Origin of the sequence: Streptomyces sp. GESEQ-35, assembly GCF_017948485.1 — a bacterium.
Classification (GTDB): Bacteria; Actinomycetota; Actinomycetes; order Streptomycetales; family Streptomycetaceae; genus Streptomyces.
This window is the reverse complement of record NZ_JAFFSX010000026.1, coordinates 65,826-88,901: the sequence shown is the minus strand read 5'-3', so window position 1 is coordinate 88,901 and position 23,076 is coordinate 65,826. Positions and strand designations below refer to the sequence as shown.

The window sequence follows — 23,076 nt, the reverse complement described above, 5'->3', positions numbered from 1 at the left end:
AGCCCCATGCGGGGCCACCCCAGACGCACCACCGCCGCAGCCGCACTGGTCGCGGCGAGCGCCCTGCTCTCCGGGTGCAGCGGACTTCAAACCGGTTCGTCCGACGCGGAGTTGACCGTGTCGACGACCACCGCGATCATCGCCGACCTCGTGACGCAGGTCGGCGGAGACCGCGTCGACGTCACCTCGATCGTGCCGCACCACGGCGACCCGCACTCCTACGAGCCGAGCCCCGGCGACGCGACCAAGGTCACCCGGGCCGACATCGTGTTCAGCAACGGTCTGCTGCTCGAAGAGCCCGGGATCATGAAGATGGTCCACACCAACGCCCAGAAGTCCGCCCCGAAGATCGAGATCACCGAGAAGCTGGAGCAGTACGGCGGCACGGTCATGAAGCTGGAGGAGGACCTCGGCCTCGACGTGCTGTGGCTCGGCTGGGCCGTCGAGGGCGAGGTCGAGGGAGACGGTTCCCAAGTCCGTACGACCGCCACGAAGTTGGAGGGACCGGGCGAGCTGCGCGTGTACCTCACCGACACGCTCGGCAAGCCCAAGGTGTACGTCGATTCCGCCGACGGCCTCGACGACGCGGACTCCTTCGCCCTGCCGCCCGAGGCGCACACGCACGTCAACTGGGCGTTCAGCACGCCCGGTACGTACCGGCTGACCGTGGAGGGGCGGACCGAGACGCTCGACGGGAAGACCGCCCGGTTCGGCAGCGGCACCTTCACCTTCACCGTCGGAGACGACGCCGAGGTGCCCGCGGGTGCGAAGGTGCTCGACGGCGGGCACGCCGACGTCGCGCTCAACGCCGAGACCGGGAAGGTGTACGTCCGTGCCGACGACGAGGCCAGTGGCGAGCCGGCGCGGCTCGCGGCCGAGGACGTGGTGCTCAACGTGCCCGACCGGGCCAAGGAGACCGTGCCGAAGGAGGAGACGTACTCCTTCCTCGGCGAGGCTGGCGACGAGCTGTGGGTGCTCCCGCAGGCCGTGATCGGCAAGCATGTGCACGGCGACCTGGACCCGCACGCCTGGGAGGACGTCGCCAACGCCGGGGCGTACGTCCGGCGGATCGAGGCCGAGCTGATCAAGGTCGACCCGGAGGGGAAGGCGACGTACGAGAAGAACGCCGCCGCGTTTCTGAAGACCCTCGGCGCCCTCGACGAGGAAGTCGCCGACAAGCTCGCCACCGTGCCGGAGAAGAACCGCAAGCTGATCACCACGCACGACGCCTTCGGGTACCTCGCGAAGGCGTACGGCATGGAGATCGCGGGCTTCGTCGTGCCCCTGCCCAACCAGGAGCCGAGCGCGGCCGAGGTGGAGGAACTCGGCACCACCATCCGGGAGAAGCAGGTCCCGTCCGTGTTCCTGGAACCGAACCTCGCGGCGCGCGCCGACGTGCTGCGCCGGGTCGCGGAGGACGAGGGCGTCGGCATCTGCACGATCTACGGCGACTCGTTCGACGACAAGGTCCACGACTACGTATCGATGATGCGGCACAACGCGACCGAGCTCGCCAAGTGCCTGGGGGAGGACGCCTGATGAGGAGCAAGCGGAGCGTGCAGAGGGTCGCCGTGGCGGTGGTCCTCGCGGCCACCCTGGCAGGGGGCGGGGTCGCCGTCGCCGACGACGGCACGGCAGCCGGGACCGGACTCGGCCGGATCGCCTACGGGGGCGGGGCGCTGACCCTGGATCCGGCGGACCGTGCTCACGTGATCGAGGTCGGCGGCGCGCGGGTGGCCGACGCGTCGGCGCCCGGATGGGACACCACCGGTGTGCCCGAGGGCGCGGTGGCCGGGGACACCGTGCGGTGGTCGCTGACCGGGCTCGACGGGCCGGGTGACCTGAAGGTGTACTCGGGCGACGAGGGCGTACCGCTGTTCGACAGCGCTGACGACCTGCCCGACGAGCGCGAGCTGCCGGTGGGCCAACAGGGCGCCACCCGCTGGGAGTTCAGCGAGGACGGCACGTACCAGGTCATCTTCACCGCCGAGGCCACGGCCACCGACGGGCGGACGCTGTCCGTCGGGACCGTGTACACGGTGGTGGTCGGAGACGCGGCGGATGGGGAGGACGGGGACACGGCCGCGGAGGAGCCGGGCGCCGACGAGCCTCCAGTCGAGGAGGAGCGGACTTCTACGGCTGCCGCGAAGGCCGTGACACAGGCAGCCGAGACCGAGCGGCGCACCACCCTGGCCGCCACCCCGGCTTCCGCCGACGTCGTGTCCGATACGAAAGTCCTTGACGAGGGCCACATCGACTTCGCCGCCCGGGTCGTCGACAGCAAACTGCAGATCCACGTCAAGGACGGCACGGTCTCGGGGAAGACCACCTGGCGCGAGCCCTCTTCGGTGGTCCTGCACGTCAAGCCCGCCGCCAAGAACACCCTGCCGGACAACGAGGAGTTCACGTTCCTCGGCAAGGGCGGCGACCCGGTGTGGCTGCTCGACCAGGTGCAGCAGGAGGGACTGCTGTGGCCCGGCTGGTCGACTGACAACATCGAGGCCGGCGCGACCAAGGGGGGCGTGGAGTTCTCGCTCACCGCGGTCGAGGGACCGGGTGCCTACGCGCTCTACACCTACGACGCGATGTCGGGCGCGAACGTCCTGTTCAACAGCAAGGACGGGATGCCGGACGCCTTCGACGTCGCGCAGAACACGCACGCGCACGGCGGCTGGGCGTTCACCAAGGAGGGGACGTACCGGCTGACCTTCAAGATGAGTGGCACGCTGGCGAACGGCACGAAGGTCTCCGACACGGAGACGGTGACCTTCGTGGTCGGCGACAGCGACCCCTCGGCGGTCAAACCGGGCGACGGCTCGGGGAAGGACAGCTCGGGAGGTTCGGGGACCTCCGGCTCCTCGGACTCGACGGGCTCGGCGGCCTCCGACGACGGCTCCACGGGCGGTTCCTCGGCGGACGGCTCCGACGACGGCTCGATGGCCTCCACCGGCGCGGACCAGGCGCTGCTGCTGGGAACGGCGGCCGCCGCTCTCACCGCCCTGGGTGCCGCGTCGGTGCTGGCCGCCCGACGCAGGAGGAGGACCGCACGTGGCTGACAGACCGGCCGACGGCCTGCCCGACAGCCCGGGCCCCCTGCTACGGGTCGCGGGCGCGACCGTCGTACTCGGCGGGAGGGTCGCCCTGGAGCGGGCCGACCTGTCCGTCGACGCGAGCGAGCTGGTCGGTCTCATCGGCCCGAACGGCGCCGGCAAGACGACACTGCTGCGGGCCGTGCTCGGGCTGGTGCCGCTGGCCGAGGGAGAGGTGACAGTGGAGGGCCGGACCGGCCGCCGGGCCGGGCAGCGCATCGGGTACGTGCCCCAACGTCACGAGTTCGCCTGGGACTTCCCCATCGACGTCGCGGGCGCGGTCCTCACCGGCCGCACCCGCCAGACGGGCTGGCTGCGCCGCCCGGGCGCCGCGGACCGGGCGGCCGTGGCCGAGGCGCTGGAGCTGACCGGACTCACCGAGCTGCGCCGGCGCCCGGTCGGCGAGCTCTCCGGCGGCCAGCGCCAGCGGGTCCTGGTGGCCCGCGCCCTGGCCGCCGGGCCACGCATCCTGCTCCTCGACGAGCCGTTCACCGGGGTCGACGTCCCCACCCAGGACCTGCTGAACGAACTGTTCGGCCGGCTGGCCACGGAAGGCAGAGCACTGCTGATGACCACCCATGACCTGGCGGCCGCCGCCCGCACCTGCCACCGGGTGGCGCTGATCAACCGCACGGTCGTGGCCGACGGCGGCCCCGAACTCCTCGCCGACCCCGACCAGATGCTGCGCGCTTTCGGCCTCGACCGGGCGATCGGCACGGTGACCGCATCATGAACGAACTCGTCGCTTTCCTCACCGATCCCTGGCAACTGCCCTTCATGCAGCGGGCGTTCGCCGTCGCCGCGATCATCGGCCTGGTGTGCGGTGTCGTCGGCGTGTACGTCGTACTGCGCGGCATGGCGTTCATCGGCGACGCGGTCGCCCACTCCGCGTTCCCGGGCGTTGCGCTCGCTTACGCCTTCGAGGGCAACCTCCTCCTGGGAGGCGCGGCGGCCGGCATCACCACTGCCGTGCTCATCGCCTTCGTCTCCCAGAACAGGCGGTTGAAGGAGGACACCGTCATCGGCGTCTTCTTCGCCTTCGCCTTCGGACTGGGCATCGTCCTGGTGTCCACGCGCGACAGCTGGACGACCGACCTGTCCTCCTTCCTCTTCGGACAGGTCCTCGCGGTCAGCGCGTCGGACGTATGGACCGTGACCGCGATCGGGGCCGTTCTGATCCTCGTCGTCCTCGCGATCGGCAAGGAGCTGGTCGCGGTCAGCCTGGACCGCGAGACGGCACGCGCGGCGGGCCTGCCGGTGTTCCGCCTCGACCTGGCGCTCTACGTCGTCGTCACCACGACGATCGTGATGTCCCTGGAAGCGGTCGGCAACATCCTCGTCCTCGCCCTGCTCATCACCCCCGCCGCTGCCGCCCGCATGCTCACCGACCGGCTGTGGGCGATGACCCTGCTGGCCTCGGTCATCGGCTGTGCGGGAAGCATCGCCGGCCTGTACGTCTCGTACGCGTACGACCTTGCCGCCGGCGGCTCCGTGGTCGTGGTCCTCACCGGCGTGTTCGTCCTCACCTGGTGCCTGGCGCCTCGTCACGGGCTGTTGGCGAAGCTCGTCCGGCGCCCGGATCACGCCGTAGTCGTGCCCACGGGACGGTGACAGCCTGAAGGGCCCTCCCCCACGATCCGACGGGCCGGCCCCTCGCGCGCCCCGCTACTGCTCCGTGCCGTGCGACGGACGTACGGCAAGCAGCCGGCGCGGAGGACGGCGTCCGCGGTGCAGGCCCTCCGCCAGCCAGGTCGCGAGGTCTTCGGCCTGTGCCGGGTCGGTGAGCGGGCCGAAAGCGAAGGCGGGGCCGAGCGGCGTACGGTCCTGGGTGCACGGCTGGACCACCACGCGGTGACCCGCACGCGCCACTTGGTTGCCCTGTTGGTGCGGGCAGTACAGATGCCGGCCCAGGCAGCCGGTGGCGACCAGCAACCCGCACGGCACCTGCCGGGTCGCGGCCCGCAGCGCTTCGAGGACCTGCTCGTCCGCCGCGCCGCAGCCGTCATCGGCGCGGCACACCGCGGCCGTGAACCCGTCGGTGGCGGGCAGGGATGTGCTCCGCTGACGGCTCATGCGACGGCCGTCGCCGTGAGGATCCGGACATCGAGGTCCGTGACCGCGGCCGTCTCCAACGCGGCGGTGAAATGCTTGCGGACGCGTTCCGCCGCGTCGGGCGCGAGTCCGTTGAGTAGCGCGCGGGTGCCGCTGCCCACCGCCAGGTCCCAGGCGCTCGCCGGTGTCAGAGGTACGGCGAGATCCCGGCGGACGATACGGGGGTGGCTCAGCCCGAGGCTCTCCAGCCAGGCGGCGAGCGCGTCGGTGGTGTCGATACGGGCCAGCTGTGCGGACTGCGTCGAACCCGGCCACTCACGTTCCGTCTCGACCGCCCCCTTGAGGGCTTGCCCCCAGCCGCCGAGCGCCCCCTTCTCCCACACGGTCACCGCAAGCCGCCCACCCGGCCGCAGCACGGCGGCGAGTTTGGCGGTGTCGCGGTCCATGTCGGGGAAGAAGAACACGCCGAGAGCGCACTGGACCAGGTCGTAGCCACCGTCCGGAGCCGCCCACGCGGTCACGTCGTGCTGGCGGAACCGCAGGTTCGTAAGCCCCTCCTGCCGCGCTCGCCGCTCGCCGAGCGCCACCAGGGCCCCGGCCAGGTCCAGGGCGTCGACCAGCCCGCCGGCGCCGACCGCGCGGGCCGCGGACAGCGCCGACGCTCCCGCGCCGCAGCAGGCATCGAGCACCCGCTCGCGGGGCGCGGGAGCCGACACCTCCACAGTGGCCTGCCCGATCCGGTCCCAGAGCAGGGGCGACCAGCGGTGGAACTCCTCGGCGCCCGCGCTGAACACCTCACCGATGGCGGCCTGTTGCTCGGTCACGGGAATCCCCTCCCACTTTGTAAAACGATTGTCGTTGTCGACAACCTACTCTCGTGGATGCCCGTTGAGCACCCTCGGTCGCAGCATTCGAGGGGATGGCTCCGCAATGCATGCAGGAATTGCTATATGTTAATGTCGCGATGGGTCGTCCGCCGCGAGTCCGCGGTCGACCAGAGGAATGCGCAAGGAGCCCACATGAGTACTGCCACCGACCACCGCACGCACGAGGACCACGTACACGCCCACGGTGAGGGCTGCGGGCACGTGGCCATCCCGCACGGCGACCACACCGACTACGCCCATGACGGCCACATTCACCGGGCCCACGGCGACCACGTCGACGAGTGCGCCGCAGCTGGCCATGCCGCCCACGAAGGCCACGACCATCAGCATGGCGAGGGGTGCGGACATGTCGCGGTGCCGCACGACGATCACACCGACTACGTGCATGACGGCCACCGTCACGCCGTCCATGACGGACATTGGGACGACCACTGAGAATCCGCGGCCTTGGGAATCATTGTCACATGCTAATTTGTGCATGTGACAATGACTTCTCCTTCCCCTGCCAGTGAGCCGCTGCAGGCTCTACAGGCAGCCAGTGACCTGCTGCGCGCGCTGGCATCGCCCGTGCGCGTGGGCATAGTGCGCGAACTGGCCGAGGGCGGGAAGTATGTCCACGAACTGGTGACCGCACTGGGCGTGAGCCAACCGCTGGTCTCCCAGCACCTGAGGGTGCTGCGCACCTCCCGGATCGTCACGGCCCGCCGCCAGGCCCGCGAGACGCAGTACAGCCTGACCGACGACCATGTGGCTCACATCGTGCTGGACGCCATCCGGCACGCACAGGAATAGGCGCCCTACCCCGCGAAACGAGATGTGTCGACGGCCGCCCGGCTTCCTGCCGGGCGGCCGTCGACACATCTCGTCGTGGAGAAGCTTGAGTCGGAGATCGGGTGGCAGATAGGGGAACCGGCCACCGGACAGGGCGTGTCAGCGGTGTGTCCGGCGCTCCCCGTTTGTGGGCGGGCTCTCACGTGACACGGGTGCCGTGCCGGTTGGGCCGCCGCTGCCGGCACACCGCAAGGGCGTTCATCTCGTAGGTGTACTCACAGGAGCACTTCGGACAGGGAGGAGGATTCTCGATCACCTTGTCGGGTTATCCAGCCCTGCCTCTCGGCCGACTTGCCGCCGTCGGCAGGCTCCCGCACCACCATGTCGTCCTCGCCGAGGGCGCCGGCCTACGGCTGACCCAGGCCACCAATGGCCAGGGCATCGTCCCGTTGATCCACGTGGGCTGATCCCTGCCCCCTCAGACGGGCTTCGGAAGCGGACCGAGGTGCTTGATGACGCGCTCACGCAGCAGGAGACACTCCTCCCAGCGGCGGGGCAGAGGGCCCGGCGGGCGCTCGACGACGTGGGAAGCCGTGACGGTCTGTCCGCGCTGGAACTGCTCACGCGTCAAATCCGTTCCACGCCACTGGGCAGCGGGTTCCACCAGTGGAACCCGCTCCGGGTCCCGTCGAGGTACAACTCGCCGACCACGAGATCTCCACCGAAGACGTCATTGACGATCAAGGTCGTGATGTCACAGTGCCCCCACGCCGGGTTGCCCGGTCGCCAGTCGGCCTGGTCGTCGGGCGAACAGGTGTCGGCGCCCCAGCTGGCCCGCAGGGCCTTGTCGAGATCAAGCAGGCTCCAAGGGATCATGTCGCCAGCATCACAGCTGCCACTGACAGCGGGGACGGCGCGGATGCCACGGGCCCGACGCTCTCGAACTCGCACGTTCGAGCGACATTTCGACGATTTCTGTGACGCCGTTTCGTGCTCCGTTCGCCCATCAAGCTCCGTCACCTCGACGTGGACGATCGGGTTGCGTGAGGACCTGCCGACCGGGTATCCGCGTGGCGAGCGGAGAACGGCGGCAGCCTGTCCGGACCGGATCCGCAGCGAGCAGGAGGCAGGCAGGGCTGCCTGGCGATCCCCGGCGGGAGCGCCGGTTTCCCGGCCGCTCGCGTGTCCTCACGCCTTACGCGACGAGGCGAGCAACGCGGAGCTGGCTGGTTTCCTCACGGCTTGAGTGCCGTCTTAGGCTCTGAAGCATGAGTCTGCGCCTGAGCACCGTGATCCTCCCGTACCGCCGCTGGCAGGAGGGCGGCCGTGAGGCGTGGCAGCGCGCTGAGCAGCTCGGCTTCCACACCGCCTACACCTACGACCACCTGTCCTGGCGCACCTTCCGGGACGGCCCGTGGTTCGGCGCGGTACCGACGCTGACCGCCGCCGCGGGTGTCACCGACAGGATGCGCTTGGGCACCCTCGTCACGTCGCCAAATTTCCGTCACCCGGTGACCCTGGCCAAGGAGCTGATCTCCCTCGACGACGTCTCCGGCGGCCGGATCATGCTCGGCATCGGGGCGGGCGGCACCGGCTTCGATGCCACCGCGCTCGGCCAGGAGCCGTGGACCCTGCGGGAGAGGGCCGACCGGCTCGCCGAGTTCGTGCCGCTGCTGGACCGGCTGCTGACCGAGGACTCGGTGTCGTACGAGGGCGACTTCTACTCGGCGCACGAGGCCCGCAACATCCCCGGGTGTGTGCAGCGGCCCCGGCTGCCCTTCGCGGTGGCCGCGACCGGCCCGCGCGGGCTGCGGCTCGCCGCCCGGCACGGACAGGCGTGGGTGACCACCGGCGACCCGCGGCTGTACGAGAACGGCACTCCCGAACAGTCGGTTCAGGCCATTCGCGGACAGGTCGAGAAGCTGGCCGACGCCTGCGCCGAAATCGGGCGGGACAGGAACGAACTCGACAAGATCCTGCTCACCGGATTCACCCCGGACCGAGGCCAGCCGCTGGAGTCGCTCGACGCGTTCGTGGACTTCGCGGGGCGCTACCGGGAGCTGGGTTTCACCGAGATCGTGATCCACTGGCCCATCCCCGACTCGGACTTCGCTGCCGACGAGAAGGTCTTCGAGCAGATCGCCATGGAGGCCCCGGCGCAGCTGCGCTGACGTTGGAGCAGTGTATTTCTCCTGGTCAGGCTGCGATAGGCGAAAAAGGCTTGACTGAGGTGACCAGGGTGCCCAGCCGCAACTGGTCGGTGACGGCCGCGGCGGCGGTCAGAGTCGGCACGGCATCGAACCAGGGGCCGTCCCGGAAGCTGCGCCAGGACAGGTGGTCGTAGGTGTAGGCGGTGTGGAAGCCGAGCTGCTCAGCACGCTGCCATGCCGAACGGCCGCCTTCGTGCCAGCGGCGGTAGGGGAGGATCACGGTGCTCAGACGCAGACTCATGGGTCGAGCGTATGCGGCCGTTCGGGTTTCACGTGAAACAGTCACCGTACGCGGCTGCTCAGCCACGGAGTGAGGGAGATCATCGCCGTCCACTCCTTGTGCGCACGGTCTCCGGGCAGCGGCACGACCAGGCGGTAACCGGGCGGGAAACGGCGCGCGGTGACATACGCGAGCCCGCCGAAGACGGAGCGGAGAAAGGCCGGGACGTCGTCGCGCGGGATGTCGGGGCACTCGACGCCCTCGACCGTGATCAGCGCGTCGTCCTCGGGGTAGAGGCGGACGCTCACCCGTGGAGAGCCGCCGAACTCGACGTAGGCCTCGTGGGGCAGGGAGCCGTCCGGGTCCGTGGTGACGCCGATGCCTGCCGCCGTGCGGCGTGAGGTCTGGTCGGCGCCGATGTCATGGATCACCTCGATCTCGCGCGCGTACTCGGCGGCGATCTCTCGGAGCACGGTGACGGCGGCCTCGGTGCTGGGGAGGTGGTCCATGCACAGATCATCCAGCGTGCGTGGCGGTAAGGAAACTCAGCCAGCCTCAGTGCTCCTCGGGAAACCTCAGGTACTCCGGCGGCACGGCCTTCGTGAGCCACACGCCGTTGGCGCTGACGTGGAAGGCGTGGCCGTCGCGGTGCATGGCGCCGGCGTCCACGGACAGGACGATGGGGCGGCCGCGGCGGGCGCCGACGCGGGTCGCTGTCTCGCGGTCGGGCGAGAGGTGCACGTCATGCCGGTTCATGGGACGGAGCCCCTCGGTGCGGATCGCGTCCAGGTTCCTGGCCACGGTCCCGTGATAGAGGTGCGGCGGCGGGGTCGCCGGGGGCAGTCCGAGGTCGACCTCGACGCTGTGGCCCTGGCTGGCGCGGATCCGCGAGCCGTCGATCGCGAAGCGCTTCTTGTCGTTGGCGGCGACCACATGCTCCAGCTCGTCCCGAGTGACCCGGAATCCGTGTGCGGCCGCCGCGGCCATCAGCGTGCCGATCTCGACCCAGCCGCCTTCGTCGAGCGTGAGCCCGATCCTCTCGGGCTGATGGCGCAGATGCTTCGAGAGGTACTTCGACACCTTCACGGTGCGTCTTTCATCCATGCCCTCAGGGTGCCGCGAGAGACGTGGATCACGCGAATGAATTGGCTACCGATGTTTGATCCACAGCCAAGTACAGTTATCCACAGGGGAATTGGCGATTCTGTGGACAACGAGCCGTCGAATCAAGGGGTTTCGTCAAGATCAACTGATGGGCCGTGACTTGAGGCGAGATCGTCCAAGGCGCGTGCCCGCGCCTCCCGTTCGGCGGCCAACGCGATGAACTCGGCCGCTTTCGCCGGACCAACCAGCTTCTCCACAGCCTGCATTGTCCCGGCCGGAATCGGCACGGAGCGGGTCTCCTCGCGTGTCTGCGGGGCCTCGTCCGAGCCGAGGTGCTGCCGCAGGTGCCGCACTGCGAACAGGCGCATCGCCCGCGCGAGTTCGGCGTCCACCGACTGGCGGGCGAGCGGCCGCAGCCGTCGTACGAGCGAGGCCGCCTCGGCCGCGTCCGCGTCGGTCGGACGGTGCGGTCCGTCCAGGTAGCGGGCGAAGACGTGCTCGGTGGTGAACTCCAGGAAGCGGGCCGCGATGTGCTCGACCTGCCCTCTCAACTCCCTTAGGTGTCCTGAGATCGCGGACAGGGGGACTCCGGCCGCGTACAACTCGACGGCCACGGCGAGCTCTTGGGGACTGGGCACGAGGAACGAGTCGTCGTCGCCCGGCACCGGCTCCAGCACACCGAGCTCGACCGCGTCGGCGACGGCCGCATCGTCGGGGGAGCCGCCGAACCGCTCGTCCAGCTCGGCGCGCGAGATCCGTACCGCCTCCTCGTCGGTCCACGGACCGCCGACCTCGGCGACCAGCCCGAGCACGCCGCCGAGGCCACGGCCGGCGTCCCAGGCCTCCAGGAGCTCCTTGATGGAGGCCAGGGTGTAGCCGCGGTCGAGGAGGCCCGCGATCTGGCGCAGCCGGGCGAGATGGGCGTCGCCGTAGACGTTGGCGCGGCCGCGGCGTTCGGGGCGGGGGAGCAGACCGCGGTCCTGGTAGGCGCGGATGGTCCGGACCGTGGCGCCGCTGAGGTGCGCGAGGTCCTCGATCCGGTAGCCGGGGCCGGTCCGCTCGCTGGTCACGCGACCGCCCTCGCCGCCGGTGACCTCCTCAGATACTCGACCGCCCTGCTCAACGACCCTTCCTGCGACGGGTGGTACGACCGCCGGAGGTAGCGGGGTATCGCCGCGCCGAGCTGCCGCCACGTCGGCAGCAGGCCCTTGTGCACGGCTCTGTTGTGCTCGGTGAGGGAGTAGCGCAGGCGGCCTGCGAGCTGCGGATCGTGACGTATGAGGTACGCCGTCCCCCACACCCACAGGTAGAGCAGCACCGGCGCCGTGACGGCCATGGCGGCGAGGCGGCGGGCGTAGCGGGGCGTGCCGGGGCCGCCGCAGTGCTCGTACATGTCGAAGGCGACCGCGCGGTGTTCGACCTCCTCCGCGCCGTGCCAGCGCAGCAGATCGAGCATGACCTCGTCGGCATCGGCCCGGTCCAGGCCGTCGGCGGCCAGGACCCAGTCGCCGAGCACCGCCGTGAACTGCTCGATCGCCGCGACGACCGCCAGCCGCCAGCGCAGCCACTCCTGCTCCGGTATCGGTGCGCCGAGCGGCGGACGCTCGCCGAGCAGCCGCTCGAAGAGGAAGTCGACGTACTTGGTGAACTCCGCGGTGTCCAGCTGCTGCGCCTTGAGGTGGTCGAGCACATACGAGTGCTGCACGCTGTGCGTGGCCTCCTGGCCCATGAAACCCTTGACGTCCGCCAGGAGTTCGGGATCCCGGACCAGCGGCAGGCCCTCCTTGAAGACCTTCACGAACCACCGCTCCCCCGCCGGCAGCAGCAGATGCAGCACATTGACGACGTGGGTCGCGGTCGGCTCGCCGGGGATCCAGTGCAGTGGTGTGCGGGTCCAGTCGAAGGAGACCCGGCGCGGGGCGATTCCGGGGCTCACAGCGGTGGCTCCAGCCGGGCGATCGCCCGCAGCGCCCGGGGCGTGAACCGGGACATGAGATGGGCGCCGCGCGCCTCGGGCGTCACCGGGACGACGGCCTGGTTCTTCACCACCGCCCGCAGGATCGCGTCGGCGACCTTCTCCGGCGGGTAGTTCCGCAGCCCGTACAGGCGCGCGGACTTCTTCTGGCGCCGCTTCTCCTCGGTGGCGTCGACCCCGGCGAAGCGTGCGGTCGAGGTGATGTTGGTGTTGACGAAGCCGGGGCATATCGCCGTCACGCCGATGCCCTGTCCGGCCAGCTCCGCGCGCAGACACTCGCTCAGCATCAGCACCGCCGCCTTGGAGGTGCTGTAGGCGGGCAGCGCCTTCGAGGGCTGGTACGCCGCCGCCGACGCGGTGTTGACGATGTGGCCGCCCTGTCCGCGCTCGGCCATCTGCTTCCCGAACAGCCGGCAGCCGTGGATGACGCCCCACAGGTTGACGTCGAGGACCTTCTTCCAGTCCTCCGGGGTGGTGTCCAGGAAGGAGCCGGACAGGCCGATCCCGGCGTTGTTCACCAGCACGTCCACCACGCCGTACTCGGCGGCGACCTTCTCGGCGAGCTTCTCCATGGCCTGCTCGTCGGAGACGTCCACGGTCTCGGCCCAGGCCTCGGGGGCACCGATCAGGCGGGACATCTCGGCGGTGCGGGCGGCGGACTCGGCGTCCCGGTCGACGGCCACCACGCGCGCGCCCGCCTCGGCGAACGCGAACGCCGTGGCCCGCCCGATGCCGCTGCCCGCGCCGGTGACCAGGACGAGCTGCCCGCCGAACCGGTCGGCGTGCTTGCCCGTGGCGCTCACCTCCGGCCTGCCGCCCTCGACGGCGGTGACGAACTCGGAGATCCACGCCGTCAGTTGGTCGGGCCGGGAACGCGGGATCCAGTGTTTGGCGGGGAGCGTGCGGCGGGTCAACTGCGGAACCCATTGCTCCAGGTCGGCGTACAGCTTCTCCGAGAGGAACGCGTCCCCCAGGGGCGTGACGAGCTGCACGGGCGCGTGCGCGTAGGCGTCCGCGCGGGGCCTGCGCAGCCTCGGCCGTATGTTGTCCCGGTACAGCCACGCCCCGTGGGCCGCGTCCGTCGGCAGCGAGGAGGTCGGGTAGCCGCCGCGCGGCACGCGCTCGACGCGCTCCAGGATGCGCGGCCAGCTCTTGCCGAGGGGGCCGCGCCAGGCCAGTTCGGGCAGGACCGGCGTGTGCAGCAGATACACGTACCAGGACTTGGCGCCCTGGCCCAGCAGCTGGCCGACCCGGCGCGGGGTGGGGCGCTTCACGCGCGCGTGGATCCAGTGCCCGAAGTGGTCGAGGGACGGCCCGGACATCGAGGTGAAGGACGCGATGCGCCCCTCGGTGCGCTTGACGGTGACGAACTCCCAGGACTGCACCGAGCCCCAGTCGTGCCCCACCAGGTGCACCGGCCGGTCCGGGCTGACCGCCTCCACGACCGCCAGGAAGTCGTCCGTGAGCTTCTCCAGCGTGAAACCGCCGCGCAATGGCTGCGGTGCGGTGGAGCGGCCGTGGCCCCGGACGTCGTACAGCACCACATGGAAGCGGTCGGCGAGGCGGGCGGCGACCTCGGACCACACCTCTTTGCTGTCCGGGTAGCCGTGCACAAGGACGACCGTGGGCCGGTCCGGGTCCCCCAGCTCCGCGACGCACAGCTCGACCCCGCCGGTCCGCACCCAGCGCTCCCGCGCCCCCTTCAGCACCGTCACTTGTCCTCCGCCCAGCGCCGCACGTGCGGCAGATCGTCGTCCAGCCAGAAGGCGCTCTGCTCGGGGTCCTTGGAGTCGGTGACGACCAGGATCTCCTCGAACTTCGCGCCCGTACCCCTGAAGCCGAGATGGGGTTCGACCGCCCACAGGCCCGGCTGCGGCGGATGGTCGGAGAAGCGGTACGGCGACCACAGCGGCGACCAGCCCTCGCGGTGGCCGTGCAGCGCATCGCTCGCCAGCCCCTTCAGGGACTGGGTGCCGAACCCGAACACATGCGGTGACCAGCGGCGCTCCTCGACCCGGTCCACCTTGTGGGCGATCACGCCGAACGGGTAGGCGCGGTGCCGGTTGGCGTAGCCCTGGCGGACCATGAGGCGGTCCACGTCCTCGTAGATCTCCCGCAGCGGGCGGCGCTCGCGTACCTCGCGCAGGAGCAGCTCACGATGCGCTTCCAGGTCGGCCATCAGCTTGTCCTGCACCGGGTTGATGCCGAGCGAGCCGGAGTAGCCGATGTCCGCCGTGCAGCCCTCGAAGACCGGGGCCATGTCCAGGATGAACGGCATCCCGGGCTCGAGCCGGCGGTTGGTGGGGAAGAACTGGAGCGGTACCCGGAAGTTCACGAACGCCGTGCGGTCGCCGAACCAGGCGAAGGGCAGATGGAACCAGTCCCGCACACCCCGCTCACGCAGCCACTCGCGCTGCATCCGCGCCGCCTCGCGCTCGGTCACCCCCGGCTTCAGCTGGGCCGCGACCGCCTCCGCGCACTCGTACGCGAGGCGCTGCACCTTCCGGAACCTCCGCAGCTCCGCGGTGCGTTCATCTGCAACAGCCGTCGTCATCCGACACCGCCCCACCCTGTCCACGCTGACCGCGGTACGTGCCCGTAACTTGACACTGGTGAATGTGACAGTTGTTAGAGGCTGCGTCAATAGACCTGCGCGCGCCTGTGGACAACCACGCAGATGTGGAAAAGACCGCCGGCGTTGTTCGACCTCAGGGTGACCCTTAGGGCTCCGTACGACTCGAGAGGGACGCCAAGACGGCTCTCCGGTCTGACGACCGGAGTGGTTTGCGTCACTACCGTCTTACTCGTGACTGTGATCGCGACCGAAAGCCTGAGCAAGCGGTTCCCCCGGGTGACCGCGCTTGACCGGCTCTCCGTGGACGTCGGGCCCGGTGTGACCGGACTCGTCGGAGCCAATGGAGCCGGCAAGTCCACACTGATCAAGATCCTTCTGGGTCTGTCCCCTGCCACCGAAGGCCGTGCCGAAGTGCTCGGACTCGACGTCGCCACCAAGGGCGCCGCGATCCGCGAGCGAGTCGGCTACATGCCGGAGCACGACTGTCTGCCACCCGACGTCTCGGCCACCGAGTTCGTCGTCCACATGGCACGCATGTCCGGCCTCCCGCCCGCCGCCGCGCGCGAGCGCACGGCGGACACACTGCGCCATGTCGGTCTGTACGAGGAGCGCTACCGCCCCATCGGCGGCTACTCGACCGGCATGAAGCAGCGCGTGAAGCTGGCCCAAGCCCTGGTGCACGACCCGCAGCTGGTCTTCCTGGACGAGCCGACCAACGGCCTCGACCCGGTCGGCCGGGACGAGATGCTCGGCCTGATCCGCCGTATCCACACCGACTTCGGCATCTCGGTCCTGGTCACCTCGCACCTGCTGGGCGAACTCGAGCGCACCTGCGACCACGTCGTGGTCGTCGACGGCGGCAAGCTCCTGCGCTCCAGCTCCACCACCGACTTCACCCAGATCACGACGACGCTCGCGATCGAGGTCACCGACACCGACGACCACCCGGACGGCACCCGTGCGGTGCGCGACGCGCTGCACGCGCGCGGGGTGGACATCCTCGACTCGGCGAGCGGCCTGCCGGGCGCCGGACACATCCTGCTGCTGACCGCGCAGGGCGAGGAGACGTACGACCTCGTCCGCGACGTCGTCGCCGATCTCGGCCTCGGCCTGGTCCGCATGGAACAGCGCAGGCACCACATCTCCGAGGTCTTCACCGACGAGGCTTCCCAGGACAGCGACGCACAGCGGAAGGAGGCCGTCGGCCATGGCAGTTGAGCACCCCGTAGCGGCACCCCCGGGCGACAAGACCCGCATCCACAACATCGGCTACCGCAACTACGACGGACCTCGCCTCGGCCGCTCCTACGCCACCCGCTCGCTCTACTCGCAGTCCCTGCGCGGCTCCTACGGCCTCGGCCGCTCGGTGAAGTCCAAGGTGCTGCCGATGCTGCTGTTCGTCGTGATGTGTGTGCCCGCGGCCATCATGGTGGCCGTCGCGGTCGCCACCAAGGCGAACGACCTGCCCGTCGACTATTCGCGCTACGCGATCATCATGCAGGCCGTCATCAGCCTGTACGTCGCCTCGCAGGCACCCCAGTCCGTCTCGCGCGACCTGCGCTTCAAGACCGTGCCGCTGTACTTCTCGCGGCCCATCGAGACCGCCGACTACGTACGCGCCAAGTACGCCGCGCTCGCCTCGGCCATGTTCATCCTCACCGCGGCGCCGCTCGTCGTGCTCTACGTGGGCGCGCTGCTGGCGAAACTCGATTTCGCCGACCAGACCAAGGGATTCGCCCAGGGACTCGTCTCCGTGGCTCTGCTGTCGCTGCTCTTCGCCGGAATCGGCCTCGTCATCGCCTCGGTCACCCCGCGCCGCGGCTTCGGTATCGCGGCCGTGATCGCCGTTCTGACCATCTCCTACGGCGCTGTCTCCACACTCCAGGCCATCGCCGACGCACAGGCCACCACGGACGCCATCGCCTGGATCGGCCTGTTCTCGCCGATCACGCTCATCGACGGAGTGCAGTCGGCGTTCCTGGGGGCCTCCTCGGCCTCCCCCGGAGGCATCGGCCCGTCCAACGGGGAGGGCGTGGTCTACGTCCTCGTCACGCTGGGCCTGATCGCCGCCTCCTACGGCCTCCTGATGCGCCGCTACCGAAAGGTCGGACTGTGACCACGCTCTCCATCGACCACGTATCGCGCTGGTTCGGCAATGTGGTCGCCGTCAACGACATCACCATGACGATCGGCCCCGGCGTCACCGGTCTCCTCGGTCCCAACGGCGCCGGAAAGTCCACCCTCATCAACATGATGGGCGGCTTCCTGGCCCCCTCCACCGGCACCGTCACTCTTGACGGTCAGCCGACCTGGCGCAACGAGCAGATCTACCAGCAGATCGGCATCGTCCCCGAGCGCGAGGCGATGTACGACTTCCTCACCGGCCGCGAATTCGTCGTCGCCAACGCGGAGTTGCACGGCCTCGGCGCCAAGGCCGCCCAGAAGGCCCTGGCCACCGTCGAGATGGAGTACGCGCAGGACCGCAAGATCTCGACGTACTCCAAGGGCATGCGCCAGCGCGTGAAGATGGCCAGCGCCCTGGTCCACAACCCCTCGCTGCTCCTGCTCGACGAACCCTTCAACGGCATGGACCCGCGCCAGCGCATGCAGCTCATGGACCTGCTCCGGCGTATGGGCGACGAGGGCCGCACCGTGCTGTTCTCGTCCCACATCCTCGAAGAGGTCGAGCAACTCGCCCGCCACATCGAGGTCGTCGTCGCGGGCAGGCACGCGGCCAGCGGCGACTTCCGCAAGATCCGCCGTCTGATGACCGACCGTCCGCACCGCTACCTGGTGCGCTCCAGCGACGACCGGGGCCTCGCGGCCGCGCTGATCTCCGATCCGTCGACGGCCGGCATCGAAGTCGACCTGGCGGAGGGCGCGTTGCGCATCCAGGCCGTCGACTTCGGCCGTTTCACCGCCCTGTTGCCGCGGGTGGCCCGGGACCACGGCATTCGTCTGCTGACGGTCTCGCCGTCCGACGAGTCCCTCGAGTCCGTGTTCTCTTATCTGGTCGCGGCGTAGGAGGCCGAAAGATGTACGACCCCACAGTCGCCCGACTCACCTACCGAGCCCTGCTCGGCCGTCGCCGGGCCCTCATCCTGGGCGCCCTGCCCCTGTTGCTCATCGTGATCTCCGTCATCGTGCGCGGCCTGGTCGGCGCGGACGACCAGACGGCGGCCGACCTGCTGGGCGGGCTCGCGCTCGCCACCATGGTGCCGATCATCGGTGTCATCGCGGGCACCGGCGCGATCGGACCGGAGATCGACGACGGCTCCGTGGTCTATCTGCTGTCCAAGCCGGTGAAACGGCCCACGATCATCTTCACCAAGCTGATCGTCGCGATCGCCGTGACGATGGTGTTCTCGGCGGTGCCGACCCTGATCGCGGGCTTCATCCTCAACGGCAACGGACAGCAGATCGCCGTCGCCTACACGGTCGCCGCGCTGGTCGCCTCCATCGCGTACGCCGCGCTCTTCCTGCTGCTCGGCACGGTGTCGCGGCACGCGGTGGTCTTCGGGCTCGTATACGCACTCGTCTGGGAGGCCCTGTTCGGCTCCCTGGTGTCCGGGGCGCGCACGCTCAGCGTCCAGCAGTGGGCGCTGGCCGTGGCCCAGAAGGTCGCGGGCGGGGACATGGTGACGTCCGACGTCGCCCTGCCGACCGCGACGGTGCTGCTGGCGGTGGTCACCGTGGCCGCCACCTGGTACGCCGGGGAGAAGCTGCGGTCGCTGACGCTGGCCGGGGAGGAGTAGGAGGTCAAAGGCCCCTGATCTTGACAGGGGCTTCACCTCTGTCCGGGCACACTGGGCAAACGGGGACGCACGGCTGGGAGGACGAGGATGGCAGGAGAGCCGACGCAAGGCAGCGGACAGCCGGAGTCGGACGACGCCTGGGACGAGCTGGTCCTGGACGACGACTTCATACGCTCCGCCGAGACCTCCGAGCCGTCCGCCCGTGCCCGGATGCTCGCCGCCCGCTGGCGCAAGGAGAAGCCCGAGCCTCAGCCGTGGCGCTCCGACGAGCCGCCCGCGGGATGGTTCTTCAGCAAGCGCCGGCGACGTTGGCGGCGCTAGCCCGAACTCCCGGCCGCCTTTAATCAGTGGCGTCCAACCCGTCGTACAGGCACAGTGGTTGTGTCCACACCGCCGGACGGCGACTCCGGCGCCACGTTCAGGGAGAGGAGCTGAGCGATGTCCATGCACGGCAGTACGCACAGCTCCCGACAGGGCAGCCCGCGGCGGGTTCCGGTGTAGTTACCCCACCGTCGAACCCGTTCTGCACGGGGAGCTGCCCGGGGCGGCCGCTTCGAGCACGCGACGTCGCTCTCGCGTGGGCCGCCCACCCGGAGGATTGGCCGAGTGGCAAGGCACCGGTTTGCACTGTGTCTGATCAAATGCAGCCGTGGTCGGGCTTGGAAAGCCCGCGCACGTTCGATCCGTGCATCCTCCGCAAGACACGATCACTGGAGCGCCCCAAAGGGGCGCGGGGCTGTGTCGATATGCGGCTCCGCCGCGTGGGCGCGACCAGCCACATACGGCCCGCAGCCCAGCGACGGCCTCAACCCAGCAGACGCTCCAGGACGACCGCGATCCCGTCCTCCTCGTTGGACGCGGTCACCTCGTCCGCCACGGCCTTCAGCTCCTCATGCGCGTTGGCCATGGCGACCCCGTACGCAGCCCACCCGAACATCGGCACGTCATTGGGCATATCGCCGAAGGCAATCGTCTCCGCGGCCTTCACACCCAGCCGACGCGCGGCCAGCGAAAGCCCCGTCGCCTTCGACAATCCCAGCGGCAGCAACTCGACGATGCCCTCGCCGGCCATCGCGACGTTGACGAAACCCCCCGCAGCCCGCCGCGAGGCCTCCGCCAACTCGTCGTCCGACAGCTCAGGATGCTGTATGTAGATCTTGTTCAGCGGGGCCACCCAGAGGTCGCCCACGTCCGTGAACGGAGTCGACGGCAGCGCCCCCGTGACCGCGTAGCCCGGCCCGACCAGCACCTCGCCGTCCAGCCCGTCCCGGCTCGCCGCCAGATACAGCGGCCCGACCTCCGCCTCGATCTTCGCCAGGGCCACGCCCGCCAGCTGCCGGTCCAGCGTCACCGACGTCAGCAGACGGTGCTCCCCGGCGTCGTACACCTGCGCACCCTGGCCGCAGACCGCGAGGCCTTCGTAGCCGAGGTCGTCGAGGATGTGCCGCGTCCACGGGACCGCGCGGCCGGTCACCACGATGTGCGCGGCGCCGGCCCCCGTGGCCGCGGCGAGCGCCTCGCGGGTGCGCTGCGAGACCGACTCGTCGGAGCGCAGCAGCGTTCCGTCGAGGTCGGTCGCGATGAGCCGATAGGGGAAAGCGGCGCTCACTTGGCCACCGGCTCCAGGACCTCTCGGCCGCCCAGGTAGGGACGCAGCACCTCGGGTACGTAGACCGAGCCGTCGGCCTGCTGGTGGTTCTCCAGGATCGCCACGATCGTGCGCGGTACGGCGCACAGCGTGCCGTTCAGCGTGGCCAGCGGCTTGACCTGCTTGCCGTCGCGGAAGCGGATGGACAGGCGGCGGGACTGGTATTCGGTGCAGTCCGAGGTCGAGGTCAGCTCGCGGTACTTGCCCTGCGTCGGGATCCACGCCTCGCAGTCGAACTTGCGGGCGGCCGAGGAGCCCAGGTCACCGGTCGCGACGTCGATGACGCGGAACGGCAGCTCCAGCGACGTCAGCCACTGCTTCTCCCACTCCAGCAGGCGCTGGTGCTCGGCCTGCGAGTCCTCCGGGGCGACGTACGAGAACATCTCGACCTTGTCGAACTGGTGGACGCGGAAGATGCCGCGCGTGTCCTTGCCGTGCGAGCCGGCCTCGCGGCGGAAGCAGGGCGAGAAGCCCGCGTAGCGCAGCGGGAGGCGGTCGGCGTCGATGATCTCGTCCATGTGGTACGCGGCGAGGGGTACCTCGGAGGTGCCGACCAGGTAGAGGTCGTCCTTGTCGAGGTGGTAGACGTCCTGGGCGGCCTGGCCGAGGAAGCCGGTGCCGGCCATCGACTGCGGGCGGACCAGCGCCGGGGTCAGCATGGGCGTGAACCCGGCGGCGGTGGCCTGTCCGATCGCCGCGTTGACGAGGGCGAGTTCGAGGAGTGCGCCGACTCCGGTCAGGAAGTAGAAGCGGGAGCCGGAGACCTTTGCGCCGCGCTCGACGTCGATCGCGCCGAGCAGCTGGCCGAGCTCCAGGTGGTCCTTGGGCTCGAAGCCCTCGGCGCCGAAGTCGCGGATCGTGCCGTGCGTCTCCAGCTCGACGAAGTCCTCCTCGCCGCCCACGGGCACGCCCGGGTGGACGAGGTTGCCGAGCCGGAGCAGCAGCTCCTGGGTCTCGGCGTCGGCCGCGTCGCGCTCCGCGTCGGCCGCCTTGACGTCGGCGGCGAGCTGGCTCGCCTTCTTCAGCAGCTCGGCCTTCTCGTCTCCCGAGGCCTTGGGGATCAGCTTGCCGAGCGCTTTCTGCTCGGCGCGCAGCTCGTCGAAGCGGACGCCGGACGACCTGCGCCGCTCGTCGGCAGACAGGAGGGAGTCGACGAGCGCGACGTCCTCTCCACGGGCGCGCTGCGACGCACGCACACGGTCGGGGTCCTCACGGAGCAGGCGAAGGTCAATCACGCGGCCAAGGCTACCGGTGCGGACTGACGGCCCACGACTCACTATTCCGAGTGGTGTCCGAACTGATGCTTACGCTCGGTTATGAGTGAATTGCACCGTGTGTCAATAAAAGGCGCCTCACTCCCTGGAACGGGGCATCGGGGCGGCGCCTGGTTGACTCGAATTCCTTGTGGGGAACGGGACTTGGGGGGTCCGTTGTCCACAGGGATCCACGGCCCCGAAGAGTTATCCACAGGCTGTGCGAAAGATCTGTGGATACAGCAAGTGATCATTCCGAATCGGGCTCGGGGGCCGAAGAATTCCCGAGTCAAACCGGCCGCACACCCACTTTCGGGTGGAAATGGGTCGCCCCAAAGGATTGGCCAAAGGAAACGGGTGGACGAAGAGTGACCACAGGGGCTGTGGACGAACTTGTCCCCTGCACGCCGATTTGTCGACTGAGTCGCGCTTCGTTGTCGACTTGTCCCCAGGTCGAGATCGCACCCTGTGGATAACTCCTGTGGATAACGTAAATCAGCAGGTAGGACTGGCCGAAACCCGTCCGCAACCCGCGCGTCATGTGCCGTCTGCCCGCCCGTACCCGGGCTCAGAACCGCCCGTCCTGGCAGCGCGCCACCCAGTCCGCCGCCGACGCGAATTCCTCGTCCGAGGCCCACGACGACGGAGGCTGCACATCCCCGGGCCGCACATCGGCACGCGGATACGAACCGAGGAAGCGCACCTGGAGGCAGATCCGCTTGAGCCCCATCAGCGCCTCGGCGACCCGCCGGTCCGAGATATGGCCCTCGGCGTCGATGCAGAAGCAGTAGTTGCCGATGCCGGCTCCGGTGGGCCGGGACTGGAGCAGCATCAGGTTGATGCCCCGGGTGGCGAACTCGCCCAGCAGATCGCGCAGCCCGCCGGGGTGATCGTCACGCTGCCACAGCACGACGGACGTCTTGTCCGCGCCGCTCGGCGCCGCGGGCCGGGCGGGCCGGCCCACCAGCACGAAACGCGTCTGGGCGTTCTCCGCGTCGTGGATCTCGGTCTCCAGGGCCTTGAGGCCGTACCGGGCGGCCGCGAACTCGCCGGCGAAGGCGGCGTCGTACTGGCCCTCATGGACCAGGCGTGCGGCGTCCGCGTTCGAGGCGGCCGACTCCCAGTGGGCGTCCGGCAGGTTGTTCTTCAGCCAGTTCCGCACCTGAGGCTGGGCCGCCGGATGGGCGGAGACCGTCTTGATGTCCGTCAGTTCCGTGCCCGGCCGGACCAGGAGCGCGAAGGTGATCGACAGCAGTACCTCGCGGTAGATCATCAGCGGGGCGCCCGCGACCAGTTCGTCGAGCGTGGTCGTGATGCCGCCCTCGACGGAGTTCTCGATCGGTACGAACGCGGCCTCGGCCTCACCACTGCGGACCGCGTCGAGCGCGGACTGGACGGACACGTAGGGAATCAGCTCCCTGGTGGCCGCCTCGGGAAGCGTGCGCAGGGCGACTTCGGTGAAGGTGCCTTCAGGGCCGAGATACGCATAGCTGGCTGGCATGACCTCACCCTAATGGGCCCCCGGTAACGCGGCCCT

At 69.7% G+C, this 23,076-nt stretch carries 25 protein-coding genes, 1 tRNA gene and 2 pseudogenes; 14 read left to right on the top strand and 14 right to left on the bottom strand.

The features are described 5' to 3' along the window. Positions 1–6 precede the first annotated feature (6 nt). The 4 genes from KCH87_RS37110 to KCH87_RS37095 are packed head-to-tail and all read left to right on the top strand — an operon-like array spanning position 7 to position 4,700. Positions 7–1,539 (top strand): anchored repeat ABC transporter, substrate-binding protein, encoded by a 1,533-nt coding sequence (locus KCH87_RS37110; RefSeq protein ID WP_210592259.1) that lies wholly within the window; start codon positions 7–9, stop codon positions 1,537–1,539. Then, positions 1,539–3,056, top strand: a complete 1,518-nt coding sequence (locus tag KCH87_RS37105) for a TIGR03773 family transporter-associated surface protein (RefSeq protein ID WP_210592258.1) — start codon at positions 1,539–1,541, stop codon at positions 3,054–3,056. The genes KCH87_RS37110 and KCH87_RS37105 overlap by 1 nt, the downstream gene beginning before the upstream one ends. Next, positions 3,049–3,822: an anchored repeat-type ABC transporter ATP-binding subunit gene (locus tag KCH87_RS37100; protein WP_374199084.1), complete on the top strand. Its 774-nt coding sequence runs from the start codon at positions 3,049–3,051 to the stop codon at positions 3,820–3,822. The genes KCH87_RS37105 and KCH87_RS37100 overlap by 8 nt, the downstream gene beginning before the upstream one ends. Next, positions 3,819–4,700, top strand: a complete 882-nt coding sequence (locus KCH87_RS37095; RefSeq protein WP_247197362.1) for an anchored repeat-type ABC transporter permease subunit — start codon at positions 3,819–3,821, stop codon at positions 4,698–4,700. Before KCH87_RS37100 ends, KCH87_RS37095 begins: the two co-directional genes overlap by 4 nt. A 54-nt stretch (positions 4,701–4,754) precedes the next feature. Here KCH87_RS37095 and KCH87_RS37090 read toward each other — a convergent pair whose 3' ends face one another. Then, a complete protein-coding gene (locus KCH87_RS37090; protein WP_210592257.1) occupies positions 4,755–5,162 on the bottom strand; it encodes a hypothetical protein in 408 nt (135 codons plus the stop codon). Further along, positions 5,159–5,965, bottom strand: a complete 807-nt coding sequence (locus tag KCH87_RS37085; protein ID WP_210592256.1) for a class I SAM-dependent methyltransferase — start codon at positions 5,963–5,965, stop codon at positions 5,159–5,161. Before KCH87_RS37085 ends, KCH87_RS37090 begins: the two co-directional genes overlap by 4 nt. Positions 5,966–6,160: 195 nt before the next feature. Between KCH87_RS37085 and KCH87_RS37080 the strand changes: the two genes are divergently transcribed. Further along, positions 6,161–6,463 (top strand): hypothetical protein, encoded by a 303-nt coding sequence (locus KCH87_RS37080; RefSeq protein ID WP_210592255.1) that lies wholly within the window; start codon positions 6,161–6,163, stop codon positions 6,461–6,463. Positions 6,464–6,514: 51 nt separating this feature from the next. Then, positions 6,515–6,820: a helix-turn-helix transcriptional regulator gene (locus tag KCH87_RS37075; RefSeq protein WP_210592254.1), complete on the top strand. Its 306-nt coding sequence runs from the start codon at positions 6,515–6,517 to the stop codon at positions 6,818–6,820. Between the two features lie 220 nt (positions 6,821–7,040). On the opposite strand, the pseudogene KCH87_RS49660 reads toward KCH87_RS37075, so the two are convergent. Continuing rightward, positions 7,041–7,115, bottom strand: a pseudogene (locus KCH87_RS49660) (alkylphosphonate utilization protein); the annotation flags it as partial. Position 7,116: 1 nt separating this feature from the next. On the opposite strand from KCH87_RS49660, the gene KCH87_RS37070 reads away from it, so the two are divergent. Then, positions 7,117–7,266 (top strand): hypothetical protein, encoded by a 150-nt coding sequence (locus KCH87_RS37070; protein ID WP_247197361.1) that lies wholly within the window; start codon positions 7,117–7,119, stop codon positions 7,264–7,266. A gap of 11 nt (positions 7,267–7,277) precedes the next feature. Here the strand turns inward: KCH87_RS37070 and KCH87_RS37065 are convergent. After that, positions 7,278–7,675, bottom strand: a pseudogene (locus tag KCH87_RS37065) (hypothetical protein). Positions 7,676–8,067: 392 nt separating this feature from the next. Here KCH87_RS37065 and KCH87_RS37060 point away from each other — a divergent pair. Beyond that, entirely contained in the window at positions 8,068–8,970 is a 903-nt protein-coding gene (locus tag KCH87_RS37060; RefSeq protein ID WP_210592253.1) for an LLM class flavin-dependent oxidoreductase, read from the top strand. A 25-nt stretch (positions 8,971–8,995) separates the two neighbouring features. Here the strand turns inward: KCH87_RS37060 and KCH87_RS37055 are convergent, their stop codons facing one another. The 7 genes from KCH87_RS37055 to KCH87_RS37025 form a co-directional block, all read right to left on the bottom strand. After that, positions 8,996–9,250, bottom strand: coding sequence for an LLM class flavin-dependent oxidoreductase (locus KCH87_RS37055; RefSeq protein WP_282613044.1), 255 nt, complete (start codon positions 9,248–9,250; stop codon positions 8,996–8,998). 41 nt (positions 9,251–9,291) lie between these two features. Beyond that, the gene (locus KCH87_RS37050; protein WP_210592252.1) at positions 9,292–9,738 is read right to left on the bottom strand and encodes a hypothetical protein; all 447 of its coding nucleotides are present in this window, start codon (positions 9,736–9,738) and stop codon (positions 9,292–9,294) included. Positions 9,739–9,784: 46 nt separating this feature from the next. Next, positions 9,785–10,333, bottom strand: a complete 549-nt coding sequence (locus tag KCH87_RS37045; RefSeq protein ID WP_210592251.1) for an RNA 2'-phosphotransferase — start codon at positions 10,331–10,333, stop codon at positions 9,785–9,787. Between the two features lie 122 nt (positions 10,334–10,455). Then, a complete protein-coding gene (locus KCH87_RS37040; RefSeq protein WP_210592250.1) occupies positions 10,456–11,403 on the bottom strand; it encodes a MerR family transcriptional regulator in 948 nt (315 codons plus the stop codon). Continuing rightward, positions 11,400–12,269, bottom strand: coding sequence for a metal-dependent hydrolase (locus KCH87_RS37035; RefSeq protein ID WP_210592249.1), 870 nt, complete (start codon positions 12,267–12,269; stop codon positions 11,400–11,402). The genes KCH87_RS37040 and KCH87_RS37035 overlap by 4 nt, the downstream gene beginning before the upstream one ends. Further along, positions 12,266–14,023 carry an SDR family oxidoreductase gene (locus KCH87_RS37030; RefSeq protein ID WP_210592248.1) on the bottom strand — a complete coding sequence of 586 codons (1,758 nt, stop codon included), beginning with the start codon at positions 14,021–14,023 and terminating at the stop codon, positions 12,266–12,268. The genes KCH87_RS37035 and KCH87_RS37030 overlap by 4 nt, the downstream gene beginning before the upstream one ends. Next, positions 14,020–14,862 carry a M24 family metallopeptidase gene (locus KCH87_RS37025; protein WP_210592247.1) on the bottom strand — a complete coding sequence of 281 codons (843 nt, stop codon included), beginning with the start codon at positions 14,860–14,862 and terminating at the stop codon, positions 14,020–14,022. The genes KCH87_RS37030 and KCH87_RS37025 overlap by 4 nt, the downstream gene beginning before the upstream one ends. A gap of 258 nt (positions 14,863–15,120) precedes the next feature. Here KCH87_RS37025 and KCH87_RS37020 point away from each other — a divergent pair, with 258 nt between their 5' ends. From KCH87_RS37020 to KCH87_RS36995, 6 genes are all read left to right on the top strand, one after another. Further along, on the top strand, positions 15,121–16,101 hold the full coding sequence (locus KCH87_RS37020; protein ID WP_210592329.1) for an ABC transporter ATP-binding protein: 981 nt from the start codon (positions 15,121–15,123) through the stop codon (positions 16,099–16,101). After that, complete coding sequence (locus KCH87_RS37015; protein ID WP_210592246.1) at positions 16,091–16,999, top strand: ABC transporter permease; 909 nt, start codon at positions 16,091–16,093, stop codon at positions 16,997–16,999. Before KCH87_RS37020 ends, KCH87_RS37015 begins: the two co-directional genes overlap by 11 nt. Next, positions 16,996–17,907, top strand: coding sequence for an ABC transporter ATP-binding protein (locus tag KCH87_RS37010; RefSeq protein ID WP_210592245.1), 912 nt, complete (start codon positions 16,996–16,998; stop codon positions 17,905–17,907). The genes KCH87_RS37015 and KCH87_RS37010 overlap by 4 nt, the downstream gene beginning before the upstream one ends. 11 nt (positions 17,908–17,918) lie before the next feature. Then, positions 17,919–18,638, top strand: coding sequence for an ABC transporter permease subunit (locus tag KCH87_RS37005; protein WP_210592244.1), 720 nt, complete (start codon positions 17,919–17,921; stop codon positions 18,636–18,638). Positions 18,639–18,725: 87 nt separating this feature from the next. Beyond that, positions 18,726–18,959 carry a hypothetical protein gene (locus tag KCH87_RS37000; protein WP_210592243.1) on the top strand — a complete coding sequence of 78 codons (234 nt, stop codon included), beginning with the start codon at positions 18,726–18,728 and terminating at the stop codon, positions 18,957–18,959. A 271-nt stretch (positions 18,960–19,230) separates the two neighbouring features. Beyond that, positions 19,231–19,335 (top strand) — tRNA-OTHER (locus KCH87_RS36995). 108 nt (positions 19,336–19,443) lie between these two features. Here the strand turns inward: KCH87_RS36995 and KCH87_RS36990 are convergent. From KCH87_RS36990 to pheA, 3 genes are all read right to left on the bottom strand, one after another. Next, positions 19,444–20,247, bottom strand: a complete 804-nt coding sequence (locus tag KCH87_RS36990; protein ID WP_210592242.1) for an HAD family hydrolase — start codon at positions 20,245–20,247, stop codon at positions 19,444–19,446. After that, entirely contained in the window at positions 20,244–21,521 is a 1,278-nt protein-coding gene (gene serS, locus KCH87_RS36985) for a serine--tRNA ligase (protein WP_210592241.1), read from the bottom strand. The genes KCH87_RS36990 and serS overlap by 4 nt, the downstream gene beginning before the upstream one ends. 586 nt (positions 21,522–22,107) lie before the next feature. Beyond that, on the bottom strand, positions 22,108–23,040 hold the full coding sequence (gene pheA, locus KCH87_RS36980; RefSeq protein WP_210592240.1) for a prephenate dehydratase: 933 nt from the start codon (positions 23,038–23,040) through the stop codon (positions 22,108–22,110). Between the last annotated feature and the right edge of the window lie 36 nt (positions 23,041–23,076).